This is a genomic window from Corallococcus sp. CA054B (assembly GCF_003611625.1).
GTDB lineage: Bacteria > Myxococcota > Myxococcia > Myxococcales > Myxococcaceae > Corallococcus > Corallococcus coralloides.
Genome location: NZ_RAVY01000097.1, coordinates 1 through 20,122, shown reverse-complemented (window position 1 = coordinate 20,122; position 20,122 = coordinate 1). Strand labels below are relative to the sequence as shown.

General features: G+C 71.4%; 14 protein-coding genes. 6 read left to right on the top strand and 8 right to left on the bottom strand.

Going from position 1 to position 20,122, the window contains the following annotated elements; all coding sequences use genetic code 11:
- Positions 1–82: 82 nt before the first annotated feature.
- Positions 83–1,513 (bottom strand): glutathione-disulfide reductase, encoded by a 1,431-nt coding sequence (gene gor / locus D7V80_RS22840; RefSeq protein ID WP_120590161.1) that lies wholly within the window; start codon positions 1,511–1,513, stop codon positions 83–85.
- 259 nt (positions 1,514–1,772) lie between these two features.
- Here gor and D7V80_RS22835 point away from each other — a divergent pair, with 259 nt between their 5' ends.
- Both D7V80_RS22835 and D7V80_RS22830 read left to right on the top strand, forming a co-directional pair.
- On the top strand, positions 1,773–5,252 hold the full coding sequence (locus D7V80_RS22835; RefSeq protein WP_233585633.1) for a serine/threonine-protein kinase: 3,480 nt from the start codon (positions 1,773–1,775) through the stop codon (positions 5,250–5,252).
- A 7-nt stretch (positions 5,253–5,259) separates the two neighbouring features.
- A complete protein-coding gene (locus D7V80_RS22830) occupies positions 5,260–6,123 on the top strand; it encodes a methyltransferase domain-containing protein (RefSeq protein ID WP_199738802.1) in 864 nt (287 codons plus the stop codon).
- On the opposite strand, the gene D7V80_RS22825 is transcribed toward D7V80_RS22830, so the two are convergent.
- Both D7V80_RS22825 and D7V80_RS22820 read right to left on the bottom strand, forming a co-directional pair.
- Positions 6,113–6,973, bottom strand: a complete 861-nt coding sequence (locus D7V80_RS22825) for an SDR family NAD(P)-dependent oxidoreductase (RefSeq protein WP_199738801.1) — start codon at positions 6,971–6,973, stop codon at positions 6,113–6,115. The two genes, D7V80_RS22830 and D7V80_RS22825, sit on opposite strands and share 11 nt — an antisense overlap.
- Positions 6,974–7,027: 54 nt before the next feature.
- Positions 7,028–7,765: a 3-keto-5-aminohexanoate cleavage protein gene (locus tag D7V80_RS22820; protein ID WP_120590158.1), complete on the bottom strand. Its 738-nt coding sequence runs from the start codon at positions 7,763–7,765 to the stop codon at positions 7,028–7,030.
- A 168-nt stretch (positions 7,766–7,933) separates the two neighbouring features.
- On the opposite strand from D7V80_RS22820, the gene D7V80_RS22815 reads away from it, so the two are divergent.
- The gene (locus tag D7V80_RS22815) at positions 7,934–8,476 is read left to right on the top strand and encodes a DUF2378 family protein (RefSeq protein WP_233585631.1); all 543 of its coding nucleotides are present in this window, start codon (positions 7,934–7,936) and stop codon (positions 8,474–8,476) included.
- A 13-nt stretch (positions 8,477–8,489) separates the two neighbouring features.
- On the opposite strand, the gene D7V80_RS22810 is transcribed toward D7V80_RS22815, so the two are convergent.
- Entirely contained in the window at positions 8,490–10,757 is a 2,268-nt protein-coding gene (locus D7V80_RS22810) for a hypothetical protein (RefSeq protein ID WP_147447183.1), read from the bottom strand.
- A gap of 220 nt (positions 10,758–10,977) precedes the next feature.
- Between D7V80_RS22810 and D7V80_RS22805 the strand changes: the two genes are divergently transcribed.
- The 3 genes from D7V80_RS22805 to D7V80_RS22795 are packed head-to-tail and all read left to right on the top strand — an operon-like array spanning position 10,978 to position 13,230.
- Complete coding sequence (locus tag D7V80_RS22805; RefSeq protein WP_120590168.1) at positions 10,978–11,520, top strand: DUF2378 family protein; 543 nt, start codon at positions 10,978–10,980, stop codon at positions 11,518–11,520.
- A gap of 49 nt (positions 11,521–11,569) precedes the next feature.
- A complete protein-coding gene (locus D7V80_RS22800) occupies positions 11,570–12,718 on the top strand; it encodes an ImmA/IrrE family metallo-endopeptidase (RefSeq protein ID WP_120590155.1) in 1,149 nt (382 codons plus the stop codon).
- Entirely contained in the window at positions 12,715–13,230 is a 516-nt protein-coding gene (locus D7V80_RS22795) for a hypothetical protein (protein WP_120590154.1), read from the top strand. The genes D7V80_RS22800 and D7V80_RS22795 overlap by 4 nt, the downstream gene beginning before the upstream one ends.
- A gap of 3 nt (positions 13,231–13,233) precedes the next feature.
- Here D7V80_RS22795 and D7V80_RS22790 read toward each other — a convergent pair whose 3' ends face one another.
- From D7V80_RS22790 to D7V80_RS22775, 4 genes are all read right to left on the bottom strand, one after another.
- The gene (locus D7V80_RS22790; RefSeq protein ID WP_120590153.1) at positions 13,234–13,974 is read right to left on the bottom strand and encodes a lysophospholipid acyltransferase family protein; all 741 of its coding nucleotides are present in this window, start codon (positions 13,972–13,974) and stop codon (positions 13,234–13,236) included.
- Positions 13,971–14,939 carry a 3-oxoacyl-ACP synthase III family protein gene (locus tag D7V80_RS22785; protein ID WP_120590152.1) on the bottom strand — a complete coding sequence of 323 codons (969 nt, stop codon included), beginning with the start codon at positions 14,937–14,939 and terminating at the stop codon, positions 13,971–13,973. The genes D7V80_RS22790 and D7V80_RS22785 overlap by 4 nt, the downstream gene beginning before the upstream one ends.
- Positions 14,936–16,777, bottom strand: a complete 1,842-nt coding sequence (locus D7V80_RS22780) for a cyclic nucleotide-binding and patatin-like phospholipase domain-containing protein (RefSeq protein ID WP_120590151.1) — start codon at positions 16,775–16,777, stop codon at positions 14,936–14,938. Before D7V80_RS22780 ends, D7V80_RS22785 begins: the two co-directional genes overlap by 4 nt.
- Positions 16,778–16,866: 89 nt before the next feature.
- A complete protein-coding gene (locus D7V80_RS22775; protein WP_120590150.1) occupies positions 16,867–20,064 on the bottom strand; it encodes an efflux RND transporter permease subunit in 3,198 nt (1,065 codons plus the stop codon).
- Positions 20,065–20,122: the final 58 nt, after the last annotated feature.

Here is a 20,122-nt window from a genome sequence, read left to right as displayed (position 1 = left end):
CTACAGGAATACGCGCACGCGACAGTGCCTGCACTGCGGCCTTCCGAAATGGGCGACTCAGGGCTGAGCACTGGCGTCTGCGTTATTTGCGCGTATCCCCGGGCGGAGTGGCCACCACCTTACGCCCCAGCTCCAGTATCGTGGCGCTCTCCGACGGATCCGGGCGCTTGTCCCGCAGCGTGACGAACTCCTCCGCGGCCGTGGGGTGGATGCCCACGGTGGCGTCGAGCTGCTTCTTCGTCACGCCGCACTTCAGTGCCACCGCGAGCCCCTGGATGATCTCCGGCGCGTCGGCTCCCACCATGTGGAAGCCCAGCACGCGCTCCGTGCCTTGCTCCACCACCACCTTCATCATCGACCGCTCATCCCGGCCCGTCAGCGTGTGCTTCATGGGCCGGAAGCTGGAGACGTAGACGTCCACCTTGCCGTAGCGCTCCATCGCCTCGCGCTCCGTGAGCCCCACCGTGCCCACGGGCGGCTGGCTGAAGACCGCGGACGGGACGTTCTCGTGGTCCATCGTCACCGGGTTGTTCCGGTACAGCGTCTCCACCATCGCGCGGCCCTCCGCGATGGCCACCGGCGTGAGGTTCAGCCGGTCCGTCACGTCCCCCACCGCGTAGATGCTCTCCACCGACGAGCGCGACTGCGCGTCCACCACCACCGCGCCGCGCTCGTTCAGCTTCACGCCCGCCTCCTCCAGGCCCAGGCCCTGCGTGTTGGGCACGCGGCCGGTGGAGTACAGCACCGCGTCGACCTCCAGCGTCTCCCCCATGCGCGTCAGAAGGCTGAGCGTGCCGTCCTCGCGCTTCTCGATGTCCTGGACGAAGGTCTCCGGGCGGATGTCCACGCCCTTCTTGCGCATCTCCTGCGTCAGCGCCGCGCGGATGTCGTTGTCGAAGCCTCTCAGCACCGTGTCGCCGCGGATCAGCATCGTCACCTTCGCGCCCAGCGCCGCGAAGATGCCCGCGAACTCCACGCCAATGTAGCCGCCTCCCACCACCGCCACCCGGCGCGGCAGCGTGGGCAACTCCAGCGCCTGCTCGGACGTGAGCGCGTGCTCGATGCCCGTCACCTCCGGCAGGTAGGGCCGCCCGCCCGTGGCCACCAGGATGCGCTCCGCCGTGTAGCGCTTGCCCGCGACCTCCACCGTGTGCGCGTCCACCACCCGGCCGCGGCCCTCCACCAGCGTCACGCCCGCGTCGCGCAGGAGCCGCCCGTAGATGCCCGTCAGCCGGTCCAGCTCCTTCGCCTTCACCGCCTGGAGCTTCTTCCAGTCCAGCGCGGGGCCGTTCACCGTCCAGCCGTAGCCCGCCGCGTCCTCGAAGTCGTAGCGGTAGTGCGCCGCGTACACGAGCAGCTTCTTGGGCACGCACCCGCGCAGCACGCACGTGCCGCCCACGCGCCCCTCCTCGCAGATGGCCACCTTCGCGCCGGAGGCCCCCGCTCGCCGGCTGGCCGCCACGCCGCCCGACCCCGCGCCCAATGTGAACAAGTCGAAGTCGTAGCCCGCCATCCGGTGTCCTCCCTGAGTCAAAAGTGATGTTTCAGCGCTCCAGAGGGAAGGAACCCTGCCGGGCCCTGCCCGCCGGGTTGCTCCCCGGGGTCCGAAGCGCCTCCTGCTTCGCCTGCCCCCGCCGCATTCAATCCCCCTCCCGCACGAGAAGGGGGGATATCCTTACCGTGCGTAAGGGCGGCTCCCCCTCATGTCTCACCCCCCCTCCTGTCAGACCCCCTCCCGGGCGGATGCCCCGGACGCAGACACGTCTCCGGGCATGGATCCGGAAGTGGTGGGGCGCCGGTACCGCATCCTCGACCTGCTGGGGCGCGGCGGCGCGGGCACCGTGTGGCGCGCGCAGGACGGGCTGTCCGGGCCGGTGGCCCTCAAGCGGCTGCACAAGACGGTGGCGGACCTGGCGCGGCGGCCCGGGCGGGGCACTCCTTCCGCCTTCGCCACCCAGGGCATGGCGCTGTCGCTGGCCCACGAGTTCCAGACGCTGGTGTCGCTGCGCCACCCGCACGTCATCCGCGTGCTGGACTACGGCTTCGACGCGGAGGGCCGGCCCTACCTGGCCATGGACCTGCTGGAGGACGCGCGCACGCTGGTGGAGGCCGGCACGGACGCGCCCCTGACGGTGCAGGTGGGGCTGCTCATCCAGACGCTCCAGGCGCTCGCGTACCTGCACCGGCGCGGCATCATCCACCGCGACCTGAAGCCCGGGAACGTGCTGGTGGTGCGCGGCCAGGTGAAGGTGCTGGACTTCGGCCTGGCCGTGGGCCGCGACCAGCAGGGCCGCCGCGCGCAGCCCGCGGGCACCCCCGGCTACCTGGCCCCGGAGCTCTTCGAGGACCAGCCCCCGTCCGAGCTGACCGACCTCTTCGGCTTCGGCGCCATGGCGTGCCAGATGTTCTTCGGCCGGCTGCCCCACGCGGGCCAGGTGTTCGCGACGCCGGGCTTCCCGCCCGCGCTCAAGGCCCTGCTGGAGCAGCTGGTGGCGCCCGAGGCGCACCGCCGGCCGCGCGACGCGGAGGCCGTCATCACCGCGCTGAGTGACGCCGTGGGCCAGCCCCGGCCCGCCGAGTCCGCCGCCACGCGCGAGAGCTTCCTCCAGTCCGCGCGCTTCGTGGGCCGCGTGGCGGAGCGCGAGCACCTGACGGACGTGCTCGACGCGGCGCTCGCGGGCCAGGGCAGCGCGTGGCTCATTGGCGGCGAGAGCGGCGTGGGCAAGTCGCGCCTCCTGGAGGAGGTGCGCTCGCTGGCGCTGGTGCGCGGCGCGATGGTGCTGCGCGGCCAGGCGGTGGACACCGGCGGCGTGCCCTACCAGGAGTGGCGCGCGGTGCTGCGCTGGCTGCCCATGCTCACGGAGCTGTCCGACCGCGAGGCGCGCGTGCTCCGGCCGCTGGTGCCGGACATGGAGGCGCTGCTGGGCCGCGAGGTGCCCGCCGCGCCGGAGCTGGACGCGGACATGGCGCAGCTGCGCCTGCACCAGACGGTGGAGGACCTCTTCGCCCGCCTGTCGCAGCCCACCGTGGTCATCCTGGAGGACCTGCACCAGTCGCACGCCGAATCGCTCCAGCTCCTCGCGCAGCTCGCGGTCCGGGCGCCGGGGCTGCCGCTGCTGCTGCTCGTGAGCTTCCGAGACGACGAGTCCCCGCAGCTGCCGGAGCACCTTGCCGGCACCCGCGTGCTGCGCCTGCAACGGCTGAACGCGGAGGAGATCGCCCAGCTGGGCGAGTCCATGCTGGGCGCCGTCGGCCGCCGGCCCGACGTGGTGGAGCTGCTGCGCCGCGAGTCGGAGGGCAATCCGTTCCTATTGGTGGAGGTGGTGCGCGCGCTGGCGGAGGACGCGGGCGGCCTGGACCGGCTGGGCGCCGTCGCGCTGCCCCAGCGCGTGTGGGCGGGCGGCATGCGCGCGCTGGTGCAGCGCCGGCTGGAGAAGGTGCCCCGGGACGCGCGGGAGCTGCTGGACGTGGCGGCGCTGCTGGGCCGGGAGCTGGACCTGGAGGTGCTGGAGCGGGCCGCGCCCGGCGTGGACGTGGAGGCGTGGCTCACCGACTGCGCCGCGGCGGCGGTGCTGGACGTGGCCGACGGTCGCTGGCGCTTCGCGCACGACAAGCTGCGCGAGCGGTTGCTGGAGGACCTGTCCCCGGCGCTCCGTCCCGTGCTTCATCGACGCGCGGCCCTGGCGCTGGAGGCGGCCCACCCCACGGGGCATGCCGCCGCGCTGTCGTACCACTGGGGTCAGGCAGGGGACGCGGCTCGCGAATCGCATCACGCGCGGCTCGCGGGCGAGGAGGCGCTGGCGGTGGGGGCGTGCCGGGAAGCGCTGCCGCTGCTCTCGCGGGCGCTGGCGGTCGCGCCCCAGGCCACGCCGTTGGAGCGGGGCCGCGTGGAGGCGCTGCTCGCGGAGGCGCGCTTCCAGCTGGGGGACCTGGAGGCCTTCCGCGCGCACGCGGAGGCGGCGCTCGCGCACTTCGGCTGGCGCGTGCCCTCGTCTCGCGTGGCGTGGGTGCTGGGCACGCTGACGCAGGCGCTGGCTCGGCTGGCGCAGAGTGCACGGCCGGACGCGTACGTGGATGATTCCAGGCGGCGCCGGGAGACGCGGCGGGTGGCGGGCCGGCTGCTGATGCGGCTCACCGACGCGTTCATCTACGCGCAGGAGGCGCTGCCGGTGCTCTGGAGCGGCCTGCGCATGCTCAACCTGTGCGAGCCCGCGGGGCCCACGCCGGAGCTGGCGCGCGGCTACACGGTGATGGCGGTGGTGGCGGGCACGGTGCCGGTGCACCGCGTGGCGGACGCGTGGGTGAAGCGGGCGCAGGAGGTGGCCGAGAGCGTGGGCCGCCCGGCGGACCTGGCCTACGTGCTCAACCGCAACGCGGTGTGCGCGGTGTACCAGGCGCGCTGGCAGGACGTGGAGACGTGGCTTTCGCGAGCGACGGCCATCGTGGACTCGGTGGGGGACCTGCGGCTGGCGGAGGAGTGCCGCGCGCTGCTCACCGTGTCCGCCATGTACCGGGGCCAGTTCGCTCGGGGCCTGCCGCTGATGGACTGGCTGGAGGCGTCCGCGGTGCGCCGGGGCTCGGCGCAGACGCAGCACTGGGCCCAGCATTATCGCGCGCACATGCTGCTGCGGCTGGGCGAGCACGCTCGGGCCCGCGTGGCGCTGGAGCCGGCGCTCGCGTGGACGGAGGCGCATGGCGGCGCCACCGACCGCATCATCACCGACGGCACGCTGGCGCTCTTGTGCCTGCGCGAGGGCGACGCGGCGGGGGCTCGCGCGGCGGCGGAGAAGGCGCTGGTGCGGCTGTCCGCGGGCAAGCCGGTGGCGCACTTCGTCTACTTCGGCGCGACGGCGGTGGCGGAGGTGCTGCTCACGCTGTGGGCGCGCGAGACGCCCGGGCCCGGCTTGCAGGCGCTCACGCACAGCGCTCGGGCCGCGCTCCAGGCGGTGGAGGGCTTCGCGCGGGTGTTCCCCTTCGGCGAGCCCGCCGCGTGGCTGTGGCGCGGCTGCGAGGCGTGGCTCTCGGGGAAGCATCGCAAGGCCTTCCGCGCGTGGAAGCGCTGCATCGCGGAGTCGGATGCGCGGGGCATGCCCTACGAGGCGGCTCGCGCGCGGCTGGAGTGGGCGCGGCACCTGCCCGCGGACGACGCGGAGCGTGCGGGGTTGCTGCGGCGGGCGGCGGAGGACTTCACCCGGCTGGGGGCGCGCGAGGACCTGGCGCGGACCCTGGCCGAACAGGGGACGGCAGGGTGACGAAGCGATGATGTGGCTGCGGGATGTGGCGTTGCTGGCATGCCCGGATTGCCGGGGCCAGCTGGTGTGGCACGGGCAGAGCGAGGACGACCGGCTGGACGAGGGACGTCTGCTCTGCGGCGGCTGCGGCGAGACGTGGAAGGTGGAGGAAGGGCTCGCCCGGCTGTACCGCGAGGACCGCGTGCAGGGCACGGACCGCCTGATGCGCCACATCTACGACGGGCTGCCCGCGCTGCACGACCCGCTGACGGCGGTGCTGACCCCGCTGTTCCAGTCCGTCTCCGAATCGCGGATGCGTGATGGGTACATGCGCAGGCTGGAGCTGGGCGCGCTGAAGCCGCGCGACGACGGACAGCCCGTGCGCGTGCTGGAGGTGGGCGTGGGCGCGGGCGCGAACCTGCCGCGCATCCGGGGCTCGCTGCCGCCGGGCCTGCCCGTGGAGGTGTGGGGCCTGGACCTGAGCACCGGCATGCTGGCGCAGTGTGAGAAGCGGCTGCGAAAGGGCCGCGGCGTGAAGGACACGCGGCTGCTGGTGGCGGACGCGCACGCGCTCCCGTTCAAGGACGGCCTGTTCGACCGCGTCTTTCACGTCGGCGGGATTGGGAGCTACCGCCAGCCCGCGGTGGCGCTGCGGGAGATGGCGCGCGTGGCGCGGCCCGGCACGCCGCTGGTGGTGGTGGACGAGCAGCTGGACGCGGCCTTCCGCCCGTCGCTGTTCCAGCGCGCCGCGTTCCGCGCCCTCACGTTCTACACGCGCGACGCGAAGAGCCCCCGCGACCTGCTGCCTCGGAACGCCGAGGACGTCATCGAGGAACAGGTGTCACCGTTCTACTACTGCCTCACGTTCCGCGTTCCGGCCGTCACGGGTTGAGCACCAGGTCCAGCAGCTTCAGTGTCATGCCGCCCGTGAAGTCGATGGTGGCGCCGTTGAACCACGCGGCGTCGTCGCCCACGAGCACGGTGACGAAGCGGGCCACCTCGTCCAGGGTGCCCATGCGCCCCGCGGGGTTCATGGCCGCGTGGCGCGCCTCCAGTCGGGCCAGCGCCTCCGGTGAGTAGACGTGCCGCAGCGCGGGCGTCATCACGGTGCCGAACTTGAGCAGGTTGACGCGGTGGCCCTTCGGGCCCAGCTCCATGGCCAGGTGGCGCACGTACATCTCCAGCGAGGCCTTGGCGGCGCTGATGAGGCCGGTGTTGCCCAGGTGCGTTTCATCCAGCGGGTTCTGGAGGCCCAGCAGGCGCGCGTCCGGGGCCAGCAGGTCGCGTTGCACCAGGGCCTGTGTCCAGTACACGAACGAGTGCGCCATGCAGTCGAAGGTGCGCTGGATGCGGCGCGGGTGCAGCCGGTCCGGGCCCTCGGAGAGGAAGTGCCCCACGGACGCGCCGGCGATGGCGTGCACGAACAGCTTCACGCTGCGGGGGCCCGCGCGCTGGAGCAGCTCGTCCGCGCCGGCCTCGGCGGCTTCGGGCGTGGAGGCATCCGCCTGCCGCAGGTACACGTCCCGGCCCGCGTCGCGCACGCGGGCCTCCAGCTCCCGCGCGGTGTCCGGGTAGCGGCCCCGGTGCACGCCGAAGACGTTCAGCCCCGGCTTGCGCGCGACGGCCTCCGCGATGGCCGCGCCCGAGCCGGAGGATGCGCCCAGGATGAGGGCCCACGCCTGGGGCGGCGGGTCCTCCGCTCTTGCTGGAGGGGATCCGCCTGCTGAGGGAGGCTCGTGCATGGTGCTTCCATCATAGGAACCCGGACGCGGCGGGGCTGGGAGATCACCCAAGCCTCACTGCTCGCGCAGGGTCCGGACGGCCTCGGCCACCAGCGCGGCGTTGTCCTCCGCGCGCTGGCCGTCCGGAAGCACGAGCGTGTCCTCCAGCCCGATGCGCGTGTCGAACCCGTGGCGCCGTGCCCACCCGAGCACGGCCCAGGCTCCTCCTTCCGAGCCGTGGACGAGCAGGGGCCGCGAGAAGCCCGTGGCGCGCAGCAGGTCCACCAGCGTCCGCGCCTCCTGACATGCGGCTTCCGGCTGGGAGGACTGCGTCTCCACGAGCACGCGCAGGCACTCCGGCGCGCGCGGCCAGGCCATGAGGCGCGGGACGTCCTCGGGGAACCACACCCCTGCCTCCACGCCGATGCCCGCGTCGAGTAGCGCGTCCGCGATGGCGTCCCAGCCGGGCTCGGACAGGTTGACGGAGGCGAAGTCGGGCCGGGTGCTGGCGGACAGCGCCTTCCAACTGGCGATCCGCGCGTGGCGGGCCTTCACATCCGGGAGAATCCAGGCGCCGGTGCTGACGCCCACGGGCACGCCTGGACAGGCGTGGCGGATGGCGGACACCGCCACACCGATGTCCGCCGCGTCCAGGGACTCGCCGCCGTGCGACGCGCGCGGATGCACATGGAATGCCCCCGCGCCCGCGGCGTGACAGGCGGCGGCGTCGCGTGCGAGCGCTTCGGGGGGGATGGGCAGCCGGGGATGATCCACGGCCGCGCGGGCTCCGTTGAGGCATACCTTGAGCAACATGTGCGGGATGTAGCCACGAAAGACACCCGCTCCACGGGCTTCGTGAAGTTGCTCCGTCCGCTGGTGGAAACCCCGCTGCACGAAGGGATGGGTGGGTTGTTCCCGGGTCCGTCCGCGTTTACCGAAGAAGGACGCATCCCCAGCGCCGTGGAGAAGGAGTTTCCCATCGTGCGTCCCCCGGAAAAGGTCGTGTTCGGCCACACCGTCGAAGGCCTGCTGGTGACCTTGGAGGGGCATCTGGACGGCCCGCTCCGAGCGAAGTTGAGGGAGGCGGGCCTGGACCTGGACCAGGAGCTGGCGCCCGCCTATCCCCGGGACCAGTGGCACCAGATGTTGCTCCTGGGCGCGCAGGTGCTCTTTCCCCACCACTCCGTCGCGCAGGCGCACTGGCACCTGGGCCAGCGCTTCGTCACGGCCTACTTCTCCACCCGCATCGGCCGCGCGCTGCAAGGCGTGGTGAAGTTCCTGGGCCCCGCGCGCACGTTGGAGCGCACGGCGCGCAACATGGCCTCCGGCAACAACTACCTCCAGGTGGACGTGGAGCGCCTGGCCACCACCGACTACCGGCTCCGGGTGAGCGAAGGCGGCATCCACCCGGAGTTCATCGGGGCCCTGTGCCACTTCGGCACGTTGACCACCGGCGTGCAGGGACTCACCACCGTGGTCGAGGGCCGCGAAGGGCCCGCCGCGACGTACCGCATGCGCTGGTAGCGGGCCCGCGTGCTCAGCCGTGGGAGATGACGAACTCCTGCTCTCCCACGCGCACCTGGAGCAGGCGCTGGATGCCCGACCCCAGCTTCCACCGGATGGCGAGCTGATCCATCCACGCGACGAACGCGGTGACGCGGAAGTCGTCGCAGGCCAGGTCGTCCAGGGCCGTGAACACCTGCTGCACGGCGGAGGTCGAGTCGTTCTCCGCGATGACGGCTTCTGAATGGATGGCCTTGTTCAGCGCGATGAGCTTGTCGAGCAGGTCCCTCCAGAACACGTACACCTTCCCGTACGGCTGGCTCCCGATGTCGCCTCCGTAGCGCGAGGACTGCACGAGCACGTCCGAGAACGTGCCCGTGCCGCCAGTCTGCTCCCAGTGTGACGCGACGAAGCCGTCCGCCCCCGCCTGGGTCTTCAGGTGCCAGGCCACGCTCGCCCTCGCCCGGTCGAGCGTCCAGTCCTTCGCGCCGTCCTTGAGGTACGCGTCCCAGAGCGGCGCGTAGAGCTCTTCCCGGCGCTGGAGGCTGGTGCGCACGGGCTGGCTGGCCCGGGGCAGGGCGCGCGCCAGGGCCCTGGCGAAGGCGTTGCGTTCGAAGGCGGGTTCGGAGCCCAGCTTCGCCAGCAGCCGCCGGAAGCTGGGGTTGTCCACGCGCAGGTCCAGCCGCGTGACGGTCTTCGTGCCGGCGGGCGCCGCGCGGAAGAGGCGGTCCACCAGCGCTGGCGCGTCCTCCGGACGGACCGCGCCCCAGACGGTGGCCCCGTCCACCGCGCGTTGGATGAGCTCCTTCGACAGGCCGTCCTCCACCTGGCTCTGGGCGAAGAAGGAGTATTCGAATTCGTCCGCGCTGGGCGTGAGGCTGAAGCGCGGCATCTGGGCGCTGAAGTCGAGCCCCCAGCGGGAGGTCTTCCCGTACAGCACGCCCGAGCTCGTGTAGCTGCGCGCCCCCAGGAACGCGTAGCGGCGGGGGCCCTGCCGGTGGTCGCGGGACGCGTGCTGGACCACGGCCTTGAGCTTCCGCCGGTCCTCCTGCGAGGCGAAGTTGATGTCGCGCCAGCCCAGGCCCAGGCCCCAGACGCGCTGGGACTCCACGGACTTCATGTGGAAGTAGCGCCGCAGCCAGGTGTCATTCACCCGGCGCTGGATGGAGGCCAGGTCGCCGGAGACGAACGCGCCATGCGCGCCCGCCAGCTCCTCCACGGGCACCTCCAATTCCAGCAGCGTCGCGTCCTCGGTGCTGCGCGCGTACTCGTATTCGAAGCCGGCCTTGAGTGAGCCGCTGACCACGCTCTCCACGAAGTCCTTCAGTTCTTCATACGCGGCCGTCACCGCCGCGACCGTGGGCTCCACCGACTTGAGGAACCCCAGCTGCTTCAACAGCGCGGCGGCGACCTGGAGGAGCGCGGGCTGGAGCGAGCCCTGCTCCAGGCCTTCGACGAGCTTCAAGGCATCCTGCACCTTGGCGTCCACGGCGCTCAGGATGGAGGCGAGCAGCGGCGACGAGTACTCCAGCGACACGCCCGCGGACACGTGGACGGCCGCGGCGTCCGAGGTGGCCTTGCGGACCGACACGCGGAACGGCCCGCCGTCCTTCGGCCGGGAGAAGACGATGCGGAACTCGTCCTGGAGGGACACGGTGCCGCCGATGGACGCGCCCGCCTCCGCCTTCAGCTCGAACACCAGCTGCCCGGCCAGCCGCTTCGCGAGCGCCGCGACCAGGGACGTGCTGATGGCGGACCAGGACACCTTCACGCCGGCCTTCAGGGCCACGCACGTCTGGAACGACAGGGCATCACCGGGCTGGAGCGCCTGCACATCCCCCAGCACGAAGGGCAGGCGCAGGGACTTCACGTCCGAACCCAGCGCGGCCTCCAGCGTCTGGGTGGCGGCGTGGTGCCGGTAGTCCGCCACCTTCACCTGGAGCGCCCCGCCGCCGCTCAGCTCGACGAAGGGGAAGTGGCCCTGGCCGTTGGCCTCCGCGCTCAGCTCCGCCGCGTACTTCAACCAGCACGCGGCCCCGTCCGGGGAGAAGAGGGGCTCCACCGAGGAGCCGTCCAGCGTCTTCGGGGGCACGCCGATGATGCCGTACGCGTCCTTGTCGTTCCGGTCGTTGAAGAGCTCGACGGGGACCTTGAGCGCGCCCGTCAGGGACACCGCGCCTCCCTGGATGGGGATGGCCTTGTTGCCGTTCAGCTCCGCGTGGCCCAGCGCCTGTTCGTGCGCGGCGTTGCCCAGCGCGAGCTTGAGCGTGTTCACCGCGGGAATGTGGATGCTCCAGCTCATGATGCCCCCCAACCATGGAATGCCCCTGTCCCAGGGGCTGGTGCGCAATCATTGACGTGGGGCCTGCCTGGACGCTTCTGACGGCGGGGAGGTGTGACTGTCCTCACCGTGAAATCGTCATCGCCCCTGGGATGTAGGGGTTGTCCACGAGTCCGTGTTCGAACTAACCAGGGGGCACCCAAGCCACGTCACCCCCCGAGACGTGGCGGAGGAGCCCCTCGTGTCGAACCCCTCGGAGATCATCTTCGGCCATACGGTGGAAGGGCTGCTGTTGGCCCTGAAGGGCCGGCTGGACGGCCCGCTGCGCGCGAAGCTGAAGGACGCCGGGCTGGACCTGGACCGGAAGCTGGAGCCCGCGTATCCGAACGCCATCTGGCAGAAGGTCCTGCATCTCTGCGCGACGGAGCTGTTTCCGGACGTGTCCATGAACGAGGCGCAGTGGCGGCTGGGAGAGCGCTTCGTCGCGGGCTACTTCGAGACGAACATGGGCCGCGCGCTGCAGGCGGTGGTGAAGCTGCTGGGCCCCGCGCGCACCCTGGAGCGCACGTCGCGCAACCTGGCCTCCGGCAGCAACTTCCTGCACGTGGAGGTGGAGCGGCTGGCGGCCACGGACTACCGCATCAAGGTGAACGAGGGCGGGACCTACCCGGAGTTCATCGGCTCCATCTGCCACCACGGGACGCTGACCACCGGCGTGAAGGGCCTCACCACCGTGGTCGAGTCCCGCCAGGGCCGCGCCGCCATCTACCGCATGCGCTGGTAGTCCCGCGGGTGCCCTTGCCACCTGGGTGGCCCTGCTTGATGCTGAGGTCATGACGCAAGGGCCGCCCACGGATGACGCCTCGGATGCCCTGCGGGAGCTGGGCCGCAGGCTCTCCAGGCGGAGGAGGGAAGCCGGGCTGGAAGTGGAAGCCCTGGCCACGCGTGCGCGGGTTTCCGCGCATCTCATCCGGACCTTCGAGCAGGGCGAGCAAGCGTTGGGGCTCAGCGCGCTGACCCGGTTGGCCTCGGCGCTGGGACTTGCGCCTACGGCCTTCTTCCACACGTCCGCGCCCGTCGAGCAGGTCCCCTTGGAGCCCTCGGCGCTGCTGAAGGGAAGCGCGGTCAGCGCTTCGCTTTCCGATACGGACCGGACCTTCCTCTTGGAAGGGCTCCGGCAGGCACGGGCCTTCAGCCTGCTTGGCGCGCTCCGGCAGGTCCTCCGGTTGGCGGATCAGGTCCATCCCGAACCGCCGCCCATGAGGAACGCCCACCAGGCGGGGTATGCGTGCGCCCGGAGGGTCCGAGCCCTGCTGCCGGAGCGTCAGGGCCCGTTGCGCAATCTGGGCCGGCTGATGGAAAGCCACTTCGACGTCCTCGTCCTCCGCCATGCCTTCACGAATCCCGCCGTGCATGGCGTCAGCTGCCGCTCTGGCAGTGCCCGCCTCATCGTCATTCATTCGGAGCTGACACGTGAGCCGGTGCGCCGCTTCGTGCTGGCTCACGAACTGGCGCATCAGCTCCTCGACTTGTCGGAGAGCGACGTCCAGACGGACGAGGGGCGCTTGGACTCGTCGCGCTTCTGGATGGAGAACCCTCCCGCGGAGAAACGGGCGAATGCGTTCGCCGCCATGCTGCTGGCACCCGAAGAGGCGGTGACGCAGAGCCTGGGGGCCGCGAAACCGGAGGGCTATGGCCTGAAGGAAGCCCGCGAGCTGGTCATCCGGGCTCGCACCCACTTCGGCCTCAGCTTCTCCGCCATGGCCTGGCATCTCTACAACCTCCGGTACATCCGGGAACGGGAGACCGTGGATGCCCTCTTGATGGCCCCGGACGAAACCGTCCTGGAGGGCTTCGAGGACGATACGCGCTTCACCGGCATCGAGCGACGTGCCCTGGATGCGCACGCCCACGAGTTGATCTCATCGAGCCGGGCTCGCGAGCTGCTCGGGCGCCCTGTCGAGGACCTGCTCGCGACATGAGCCGATACGTCGTCGACACCGACGTGCTGGCGAACGTCCAGCGCGCGGGGCATGCCCTCACGCTGAGGGAGCTGGGGGCCCTGCCCGTCGTCATCACCGACACGGTCTGGGATGAGTTGACCGTGGGCGCCTCCCTTGCCGGTGCCCCGGAGCGTCTGGTCCAGGAAGCGGAGGCGATGCTCAAGGCCATCGCGGGGGCGCCCACCGTGTTGGTGCCGCAGAGCCTGGAGGCCCAGACGCTGGTCCAGCTCCAGCTCCCGCCGGTGACAGAAGGGATGGGGGAGCACTCCGTGATTGCCTATGCCTGTCACCATCCCGACGCGACGGCGATCCTGCATGACCGACGCGCCCTTCATCGGGGCATCGAGGAGCTTCGCGGACGGGTGCTCTCCCTGCACGGGTTCCTGGACGTGCTTCGTCGGGAGTACGGGCTCGCACCGAAGGCGGCACACCAGATTTCGGAGTGGTACTGCGTCCGTAACAAGCCGCAGCGTCGCCCGCTCTGGTGGTAACGCTCAGGAGGAGCGCGCCGCGTCCAGCAGTCCCTGCACCGCGCCCGTCACCTCGCGGTGCACCGTGAGCAGGGCCTCCCGGTCCGCCGCGTCGAAGCCTGAGGTCAGGTGGGTTGTCAGTGGCTCTCCAACCCATTGGATCATCTTCACCGGGAAGGGCAGGGACAGCGGCCACAGGCCCGTGGCGCCTACGCCCAGCCATAGCGGCAGCTTTCCGGGCATCCCCACGCGCTTGCCCCACGCGTAGCCGTCGTTCAGGCCCACGTATGCGTCGTCCATGCCGTGGCCCGCGATGGGGACGATGGGCAGGCCGTAGCGCACGGCCAGCCGCAGGTAGCCCAGCCGCTCTCCCCAGTCCACGCGGTAGCGGTGCCGGAAGTCTCGGCAGCCCTCGCGCGTGCCCCCTGGCTGCACCAGGACGTGCTCGCCCTTCTTCACCGCTTCGGCCAACAGCGGTCCGTCGCCGGTGACGAAGCCCAGCCCGTCCGCCACCTGCCGCATGCCGGGGATGCGGTCGAACGCGCCGTGCGCGATTCCGTGCGGCAGGTAGCCCAGCCGGTCGTGCAGCGTCACCGTCAGCATGCACAGGTCCACCGCCAGGGGCCGCCCGTGGTAGCCCACCAGCAGCTTCGCGCCGGGCTTGAGCAGCGGCTCCAGGTTCACCACCTCGTAACGGTGATAGCGCTGGAGCAGGCGGAACGTCGTCAGCCACGCGGCACGTGCCGCCGTCGCCGTGAGCGTCACCCGCCCACCCGGTACAGCACCGCGCCGTGTGCCACGCCCGCGCCCACGCCCACCATCAACACGCGGTCCCCTGGCTTCACCGGCCGCGTGCGCCACAGCCGGTCCAACCCCGTGCCCAGCGACGCGGAGCCCACGCTGCCCACCGTGTCCACCACCGTGACGCTCTTCTGCTCCGGCACCTCCAATGCCTGGAGGATGGCCGCGAACATGCTCCCGTTTGGCTGATGCGTGAGCACCCACTCCACGTCCGCCACCGTCAGCCCCGCGCCTTGCAGCACCGACGACGCCGCGCGCTTCAACGCTCCCAGCGCCACGCGCGTCATGTCGCGCGATGGGGTGAGGAAGCGCATGCCCTCGCGCTGGCCCGTCTGGTGCGGGTTCTCCAGCACGACGTCCGGCGGCAGCGTGCCGTCGTTGCCGAACGCGGCCCCCAGCACGCCCTCGCCAGGCCGTGCCTCCCCCAGCACCACCGCCGCCGCCGCGTCACCCAGCACCAGGTAGGGACGTGGGTCTTCCGGCCGCGTGGTGCGTGACAGCAGCTCCACGGACACCACTCCCACTGGACCCAGTCCCGTCGCCACCGAGCGTGCCGCCAGGTCGAACGCGCTCAGGAAACCCATGCACGCGTTGCCGATGTCCATCGCATCGCACGTCCCGGACAGTCCCAGCGCCGCCGCCACCCGGCTGCCATTGGCCGGCGTCGTGACATCCCCGCCCATGGACGACACGAACAGGATTCGCCGGAGCGCCGTTGCCGGAAGCCCCGCTGCCTCCAGCGCGCCCCGCAGGGCCTGGGCTCCCAGGTCCGCGGCGCGCATCCCCGCAGGAGCGAAGTGCCGCGTGCGGATGCCCGTCTTGCGTTCCACCTCCGCCGCGTCGCGGCCCACGCGCGCGCAGACCTCTTCCGTCGTCACTGCCGGACCGGGCAGCACGCTCGCGGTGCCGAGGATGCGAACCGGGATCATGCGGCCCTCCGGCCACCAGCCGCGTTCCGGCGCCCTCGCAATGCCTCCCAGGCCTGCTTGAGCTCCAGCAGCTTCTGCTCCAGGCCCATGTCGCGCGCGGCCTCGTCCAGCACCTCGTCCACGTGCGTGAAGCGCATGGAGCCGAGCAACGGATGCTCACGCGTGCCCACGTCGTAGCGCAGGTCTCCTCGCGCGGACTCCAGGTCTCCGCTGCGGTGCAGGAGCAGCACTCCGCTGGCCAGCAGGTCCTTGGCTCGCGCCACCGGGTTGAGCGCGGAGAGGAACAGCCCCACCGCTCCGGGCAACAGGGGCCGTGCGGCGTGGTGAGGGCCCGCGGGGAAGATGTTGCTGGAGAAGATCAGGTCCGCGCCCGAGTGGAGCAGCACGTCCACCGGCACCATGCTGGTGAAGGCCCCGTCCACGTAGCGCGCGGGCGGCTGAAGCGTGGGCGCCCAGACGCCCGGCGCCGAGCCGCTCGCTCGCACCGCCAGCGCCAGCGGCCCCTTCTCCAACACCACGCAGCGGCCCGTGGTCAGGTCCGTCGTCACCGGCAGGAAGCCCATGGGCAACTCCTCCAGCGCCAGGTCCCCCAGGTCGCCGCGCACCAGCCACTCCATGGCCTGCGTCGTCACGACGGAAGACAGCGCCGCGGCGGACAGGTGCCCGCCCCGGGCCCGGTGCTGGAGCCGGCGCAGGCCATCCAGGCCTTCACGTCCGTCGCGCGCGGTGCCGCAGTAGTACGCGCCCACCAGCGAGCCCATGCTCGCGCTGCTGAGGAAGTCCACCGGCACGTCCAGCGCGGCCAGCCTCCGCAGCAGGTGCACGTGGTAGAAGCCCCACACGCCGCCTCCGCTAAGCGCCAACCCCACGCGCCGGCCGGTGATGGCGCGCGCCCACCGCGACAGCGCGTCCCGCGTCCCCGCATCCAGGCCCAGCGCCGCCAGCGGCCGCGAGTCCCCGGGCCGCACCACCAGCCGCTCCCAGTCCAGCCGCAGCCGGCACCCGGGCGGCGGCGCCTCTTCGTCCCAGCCGTCCTCGTCCGGCAGCGAGCGCCCCCGCAACGTCGGGCTGCCCTGCGGCCGCCACGGCGACAGCAACACCGTGGGGAGCACCGGCGCCCCCGGCCTCCCCAGGCCGTCCGCCTCTCCACCCAGCGGCACGAGCCGCACCTCACGCGGCGTCAGCGACTCCGGCACCGGCACGCCATCCACCAGCACGCAGTCGAAGTCCTCACCCTCGGGGAGGAGCGGCGCGCCCGGAGTCACCGTGCGGCGGAACACGCTGTCGGCTCCGCGCACCGCGCCCTCCGTGCGCTTCGTCCCCGCGCGCACGAGCAGCACCCGGTCCCCGAAGTCGTGGACCATCACCTTCGCCACCAGCTCCACCAACACGGACAGCATCGCGGGCGGCAGCTCCAGCCCCTGCTGCGCGCGGAACGTCACCACGTCCGTGCGCGGCGTGGCGCCGCCGCGGGGCACCACCGCCACCGCCTCCAGCTCCGCGCGAGGCAGGAAGAGGGCGTGCGACGCGGACGCCGCCGTCACCGTGACGGGCCATGTGCCGCGCGCGAGCGCCTCCACGCCCAGCGACATCCCCGAGCGCAGGTGCAGGAGCACCGTCCCTCCCGCCGTCATCCGCCACTCGCCCGAGCGCAGGAGATAGATGCCGTCCACCGGCTCGCCCTCGCGGCAGATGCCCTCGCCTGGCTGGGGTTCCACCGGCCGGGCCCGCTCCAGCAGGCGGAGCAGGGCGGACGCACGCACGTGGCGCAGCACGGGGGCTTGCTTCAACGTGTACAGCCACCGACGCCGCTCATCGACAGTCAGGGGAGAAGCCATGCGTCGCTCAAGGATAACCAGGACGCTCCGGCGCGGGGTAGCACGCCGGAGTGCCTGCCCGCTCCGTGCGGGTCCTTCGCGACGCGCCGCTACGCCGGCTGGGGTCGCGGCGGCTCCCCCTCGGGAGGGATGGACGGCGGCGGCGGATTCTGCGGTCCGCTTGGTGAATTGCCGTGCTTGCGGTGTTTCAGGATCTTCGTGCGCGCGCCTTCCACCAGCGCGTAGAGCACCGGGATGAAGATGAGGTTCACGAAGGTGGAGAAGAGCATTCCGCCGAAGACGGCCGTGCCCAGCGACTTGCGCGCGGAGGCGCCCGCGCCGCTGGCCAGCATCAGCGGCACCACGCCGAAGAGGAACGCGAAGGACGTCATCAGGATGGGGCGCAGGCGCGTCTCCGCCGCGTTGATGGCGGACTCCACCACGCCCTGGCCCTGCGCGCGCAGCTGCTCGCCGAACTCCACGATGAGGATGGCGTTCTTCGACGCGAGGCCCACCAGCATCACCAGACCCACCTGACAGAACACGTCGTTCACCAGCCCGCGCAGGTTCTGCAACAAGAGCGCGCCCATCATCGCGACGGGCACCGCGAGCATGACGACGAAGGGCAGGGCGAAGCTTTCGTACTGCGCGGCCAGCACCAGGAACACGAACACGATGCCCAGCGCGAAGATGACGAGCACGGTGTTGCCCGCGCTCTTCTGCTCCTGGGACAGGCCCGTCCATTCGAAGGTGAAGCCCGGCGGCAGGGCCTGCTTCGCCACCTCCTCCATGGCGTTCAAGGCCGTGCCGGTGGAGGTGCCAGGGCTGCCCTGGCCGTTGATGTTGGCGGAGCGGAAGAGGTTGTAGTGGGTGATGTTCTGCGCGCTGGTGATGGGCGTCACCTTCACCAGCGCCTCCAGCGGCACCATGGCCCCGGTGTCCGAGCGCACGTAGAAGCTGCCAATGTCCTTCGGGTTGTCGCGGAAGGGCGTCGCGGCCTGCACGAACACGCGGTAGACGCGGTTGGCGAAGGTGAAGTCGTTCACGTACTGGCTGCCCAGGTACACCTGGAGCGTGGAGAACAGCGAGGACAGGGGCACGCCCATGGCCTTCGCCTTCTCCCGGTCCACGTCGATGTTGAGCTGCGGCGAGCCCGCGGTGAACGCGGAGAACACGCCGCGCAGCCGTTGATCCTGGCTCGCCTTGCCCACCAGGGCCTGCGTGGCCTGCGCCAGCTCCTCCAGCGTGCGGCCACCCTGCTGGTCCTCCAGCACGAACTCGAAGCCGCCCACGCTGCCCACGCCGCGGATGGCGGGCGGTTGCAGGGGCAGCACGCGCGCGCCGCCGACCTGGGACAGCTGGGGGCGCAGGCGCTCTATCAGGCCCGCGACGCTGGACTCCTTCGTCTTGCGCTCCTCCCAGGGCTTCAGGTTGATGAAGAGCGAGCCGTAGTTGGCGCCCGTGCCCAGGAGCGAGAAGCCGCCCACTGTGAAGATCTGCGTCACCTCCTGCTGCTGCTTGATGATGTCCTCCACCTGGATGAGGACGTTGCGCGTGTACTCCAGCGACGTGCCCTCCGGGCCCTGCACAGCGACGATGATGTAGCCCTGGTCCTCGTCCGGGATGAAGCCCGTGGGCGTGGCCCGGTAGAGCAGGCCCGTGGCCACGAGGAACACCGCGAAGATGCCCACGACCACCCACCGCAGCTTGCCCAGCATCAGGCGCAGCAGCTTCCCGTACCCGCGCCGGAGCGCGTCCATGCCCTGGTCGAACTTGCGCGCCAGGACGAACTTCTGGCCCTCGTTGGGGCGCAGGAGGCGCGCGCACAGCGCGGGAGACAGCGTGAGCGCGACGAGCGCGGAGAGGCTGATGGAGAACGCGATGGTGAGCGCGAACTGGCGGTAGATGGCGCCCGTGGTGCCAGGGAAGAAGGACACCGGGATGAACACCGCGGACAGCACCAGCGCGGTGGCCACCACCACGCCGGCCACCTGCTGCATGCCCCGGTGGGTGGCCTCCTTCGCGTCCACCTTCTCGTGCTCGATGACGCGCTCCACGTTCTCGATGACCACGATGGCGTCATCCACCACCAGGCCCGTGGCCAGCGTGAGGCCGAAGAGCGTCAGCGTGTTGAGCGAGAAGCCGAACGCGTTGACGAACATGAACGTGCCGACCAGGGACACCGGCAGCGTCGTCACCGCCACCAGCACGCTGCGCCAGCCGTGCAGGAAGATGAAGATGACCAGGATGACCAGGAGGATGGCTTCCCCCAGCGCCTGGAGCACCTCCTCGATGGAGGCGCTCACCGCGGCCGTGGTGTCGAACGCCACCTGATAGGTGAGGCCCGGCGGGAAGTTGGCGGACAGCCGCTGGAGCTCCGCCTCCACGCCCTCGCGGACCTCCAGCGCGTTGGAGCCGGGTAGCTGCGTGATGCCCAGGCCCACCGCGTCCTGGCCGTTGAAGCGCAGCAGCTGCTGGTAGCTCTCCGCGCCCAGCTGCGCGTTGCCCACGTCGCGGATGCGCACCAGGGCGCCGTCAGCGCCGCGCTGGATGACGATGGCGCCGAACTCTTCCGCGGACGTGAGCTGGCCCTTTACCTGGAGGGACAGCTGGTACGCCTGGTCCTTGGAGGACGGGGCCTGGCCCACCTTGCCCGCGCCCACCTGGACGTTCTGTTCTTGAAGCGCGTTGACCACGTCCTGCGCGGTGAGGCTTCTCCGGGCCAGCTCCGTGGGGTCCAGCCACAGGCGCATGGCGAAGCGGCGCTCGCCGAAGATGCGCACGTCGCCCACGCCCTTCACGCGCAAGAGCGCGTCGCGGATGAAGACGTCCGCGTAGTTGCTGATGAACTCCGTGTCGTAGCGCTTCTCCTTGTCATAGACGCCGAAGGAGACCAGCAGCTGCGTCTGCGCCTTGCGCACGGTGACGCCCAGCGCGTTCACCTGCGAGGGCAGCTGCGGCGTGGCGGTGGCCACGCGGTTCTGCACGTCCACCGCGGCCAGGTCCACGTCGCGCGACGGGTCGAACGTGGCGGTGATGGTGCATTGGCCGTCGTTGGTGCTGGTGGAGGACATGTAGCGCATGCCCTCCATGCCGTTGAGCTGGCGCTCCAGCACGGTGGTGACGGCGCTCTCCACCGTCTCCGCGGACGCGCCGGTGTACGTGGCGGTGATTTGAACCTGCGGCAGCGCCAGCTCCGGGTACTGCTCGATGGGGAGGCTGGGAATGGAGATGGCGCCCACCAGCGTGATGAGGATGGACAGCACGCTGGAGAAGACGGGGCGCTGGATGAAGAAGTCGGTGAACATGGCAGCCCCCTACCGACCCGCGTCCGCGCCGCCGCCCATGCCCTGGGCGGGGGGGAGG

What these genes read in the sequence shown, in the direction of transcription:
- gor (WP_120590161.1), bottom strand. Translation starts at nt 1,513, where the DNA reads ATGGCGGGCTACGACTTCGACTTGTTCACATTGGGCGCGGGGTCGGGC.
- D7V80_RS22835 (WP_233585633.1), top strand. Translation starts at nt 1,773, where the DNA reads ATGGATCCGGAAGTGGTGGGGCGCCGGTACCGCATCCTCGACCTGCTG.
- D7V80_RS22830 (WP_199738802.1), top strand. Translation starts at nt 5,260, where the DNA reads ATGATGTGGCTGCGGGATGTGGCGTTGCTGGCATGCCCGGATTGCCGG.
- D7V80_RS22825 (WP_199738801.1), bottom strand. Translation starts at nt 6,973, where the DNA reads ATGCACGAGCCTCCCTCAGCAGGCGGATCCCCTCCAGCAAGAGCGGAG.
- D7V80_RS22820 (WP_120590158.1), bottom strand. Translation starts at nt 7,765, where the DNA reads ATGTTGCTCAAGGTATGCCTCAACGGAGCCCGCGCGGCCGTGGATCAT.
- D7V80_RS22810 (WP_147447183.1), bottom strand. Translation starts at nt 10,757, where the DNA reads ATGAGCTGGAGCATCCACATTCCCGCGGTGAACACGCTCAAGCTCGCG.
- D7V80_RS22800 (WP_120590155.1), top strand. Translation starts at nt 11,570, where the DNA reads ATGACGCAAGGGCCGCCCACGGATGACGCCTCGGATGCCCTGCGGGAG.
- D7V80_RS22795 (WP_120590154.1), top strand. Translation starts at nt 12,715, where the DNA reads ATGAGCCGATACGTCGTCGACACCGACGTGCTGGCGAACGTCCAGCGC.
- D7V80_RS22785 (WP_120590152.1), bottom strand. Translation starts at nt 14,939, where the DNA reads ATGATCCCGGTTCGCATCCTCGGCACCGCGAGCGTGCTGCCCGGTCCG.
- D7V80_RS22780 (WP_120590151.1), bottom strand. Translation starts at nt 16,777, where the DNA reads ATGGCTTCTCCCCTGACTGTCGATGAGCGGCGTCGGTGGCTGTACACG.
- D7V80_RS22775 (WP_120590150.1), bottom strand. Translation starts at nt 20,064, where the DNA reads ATGTTCACCGACTTCTTCATCCAGCGCCCCGTCTTCTCCAGCGTGCTG.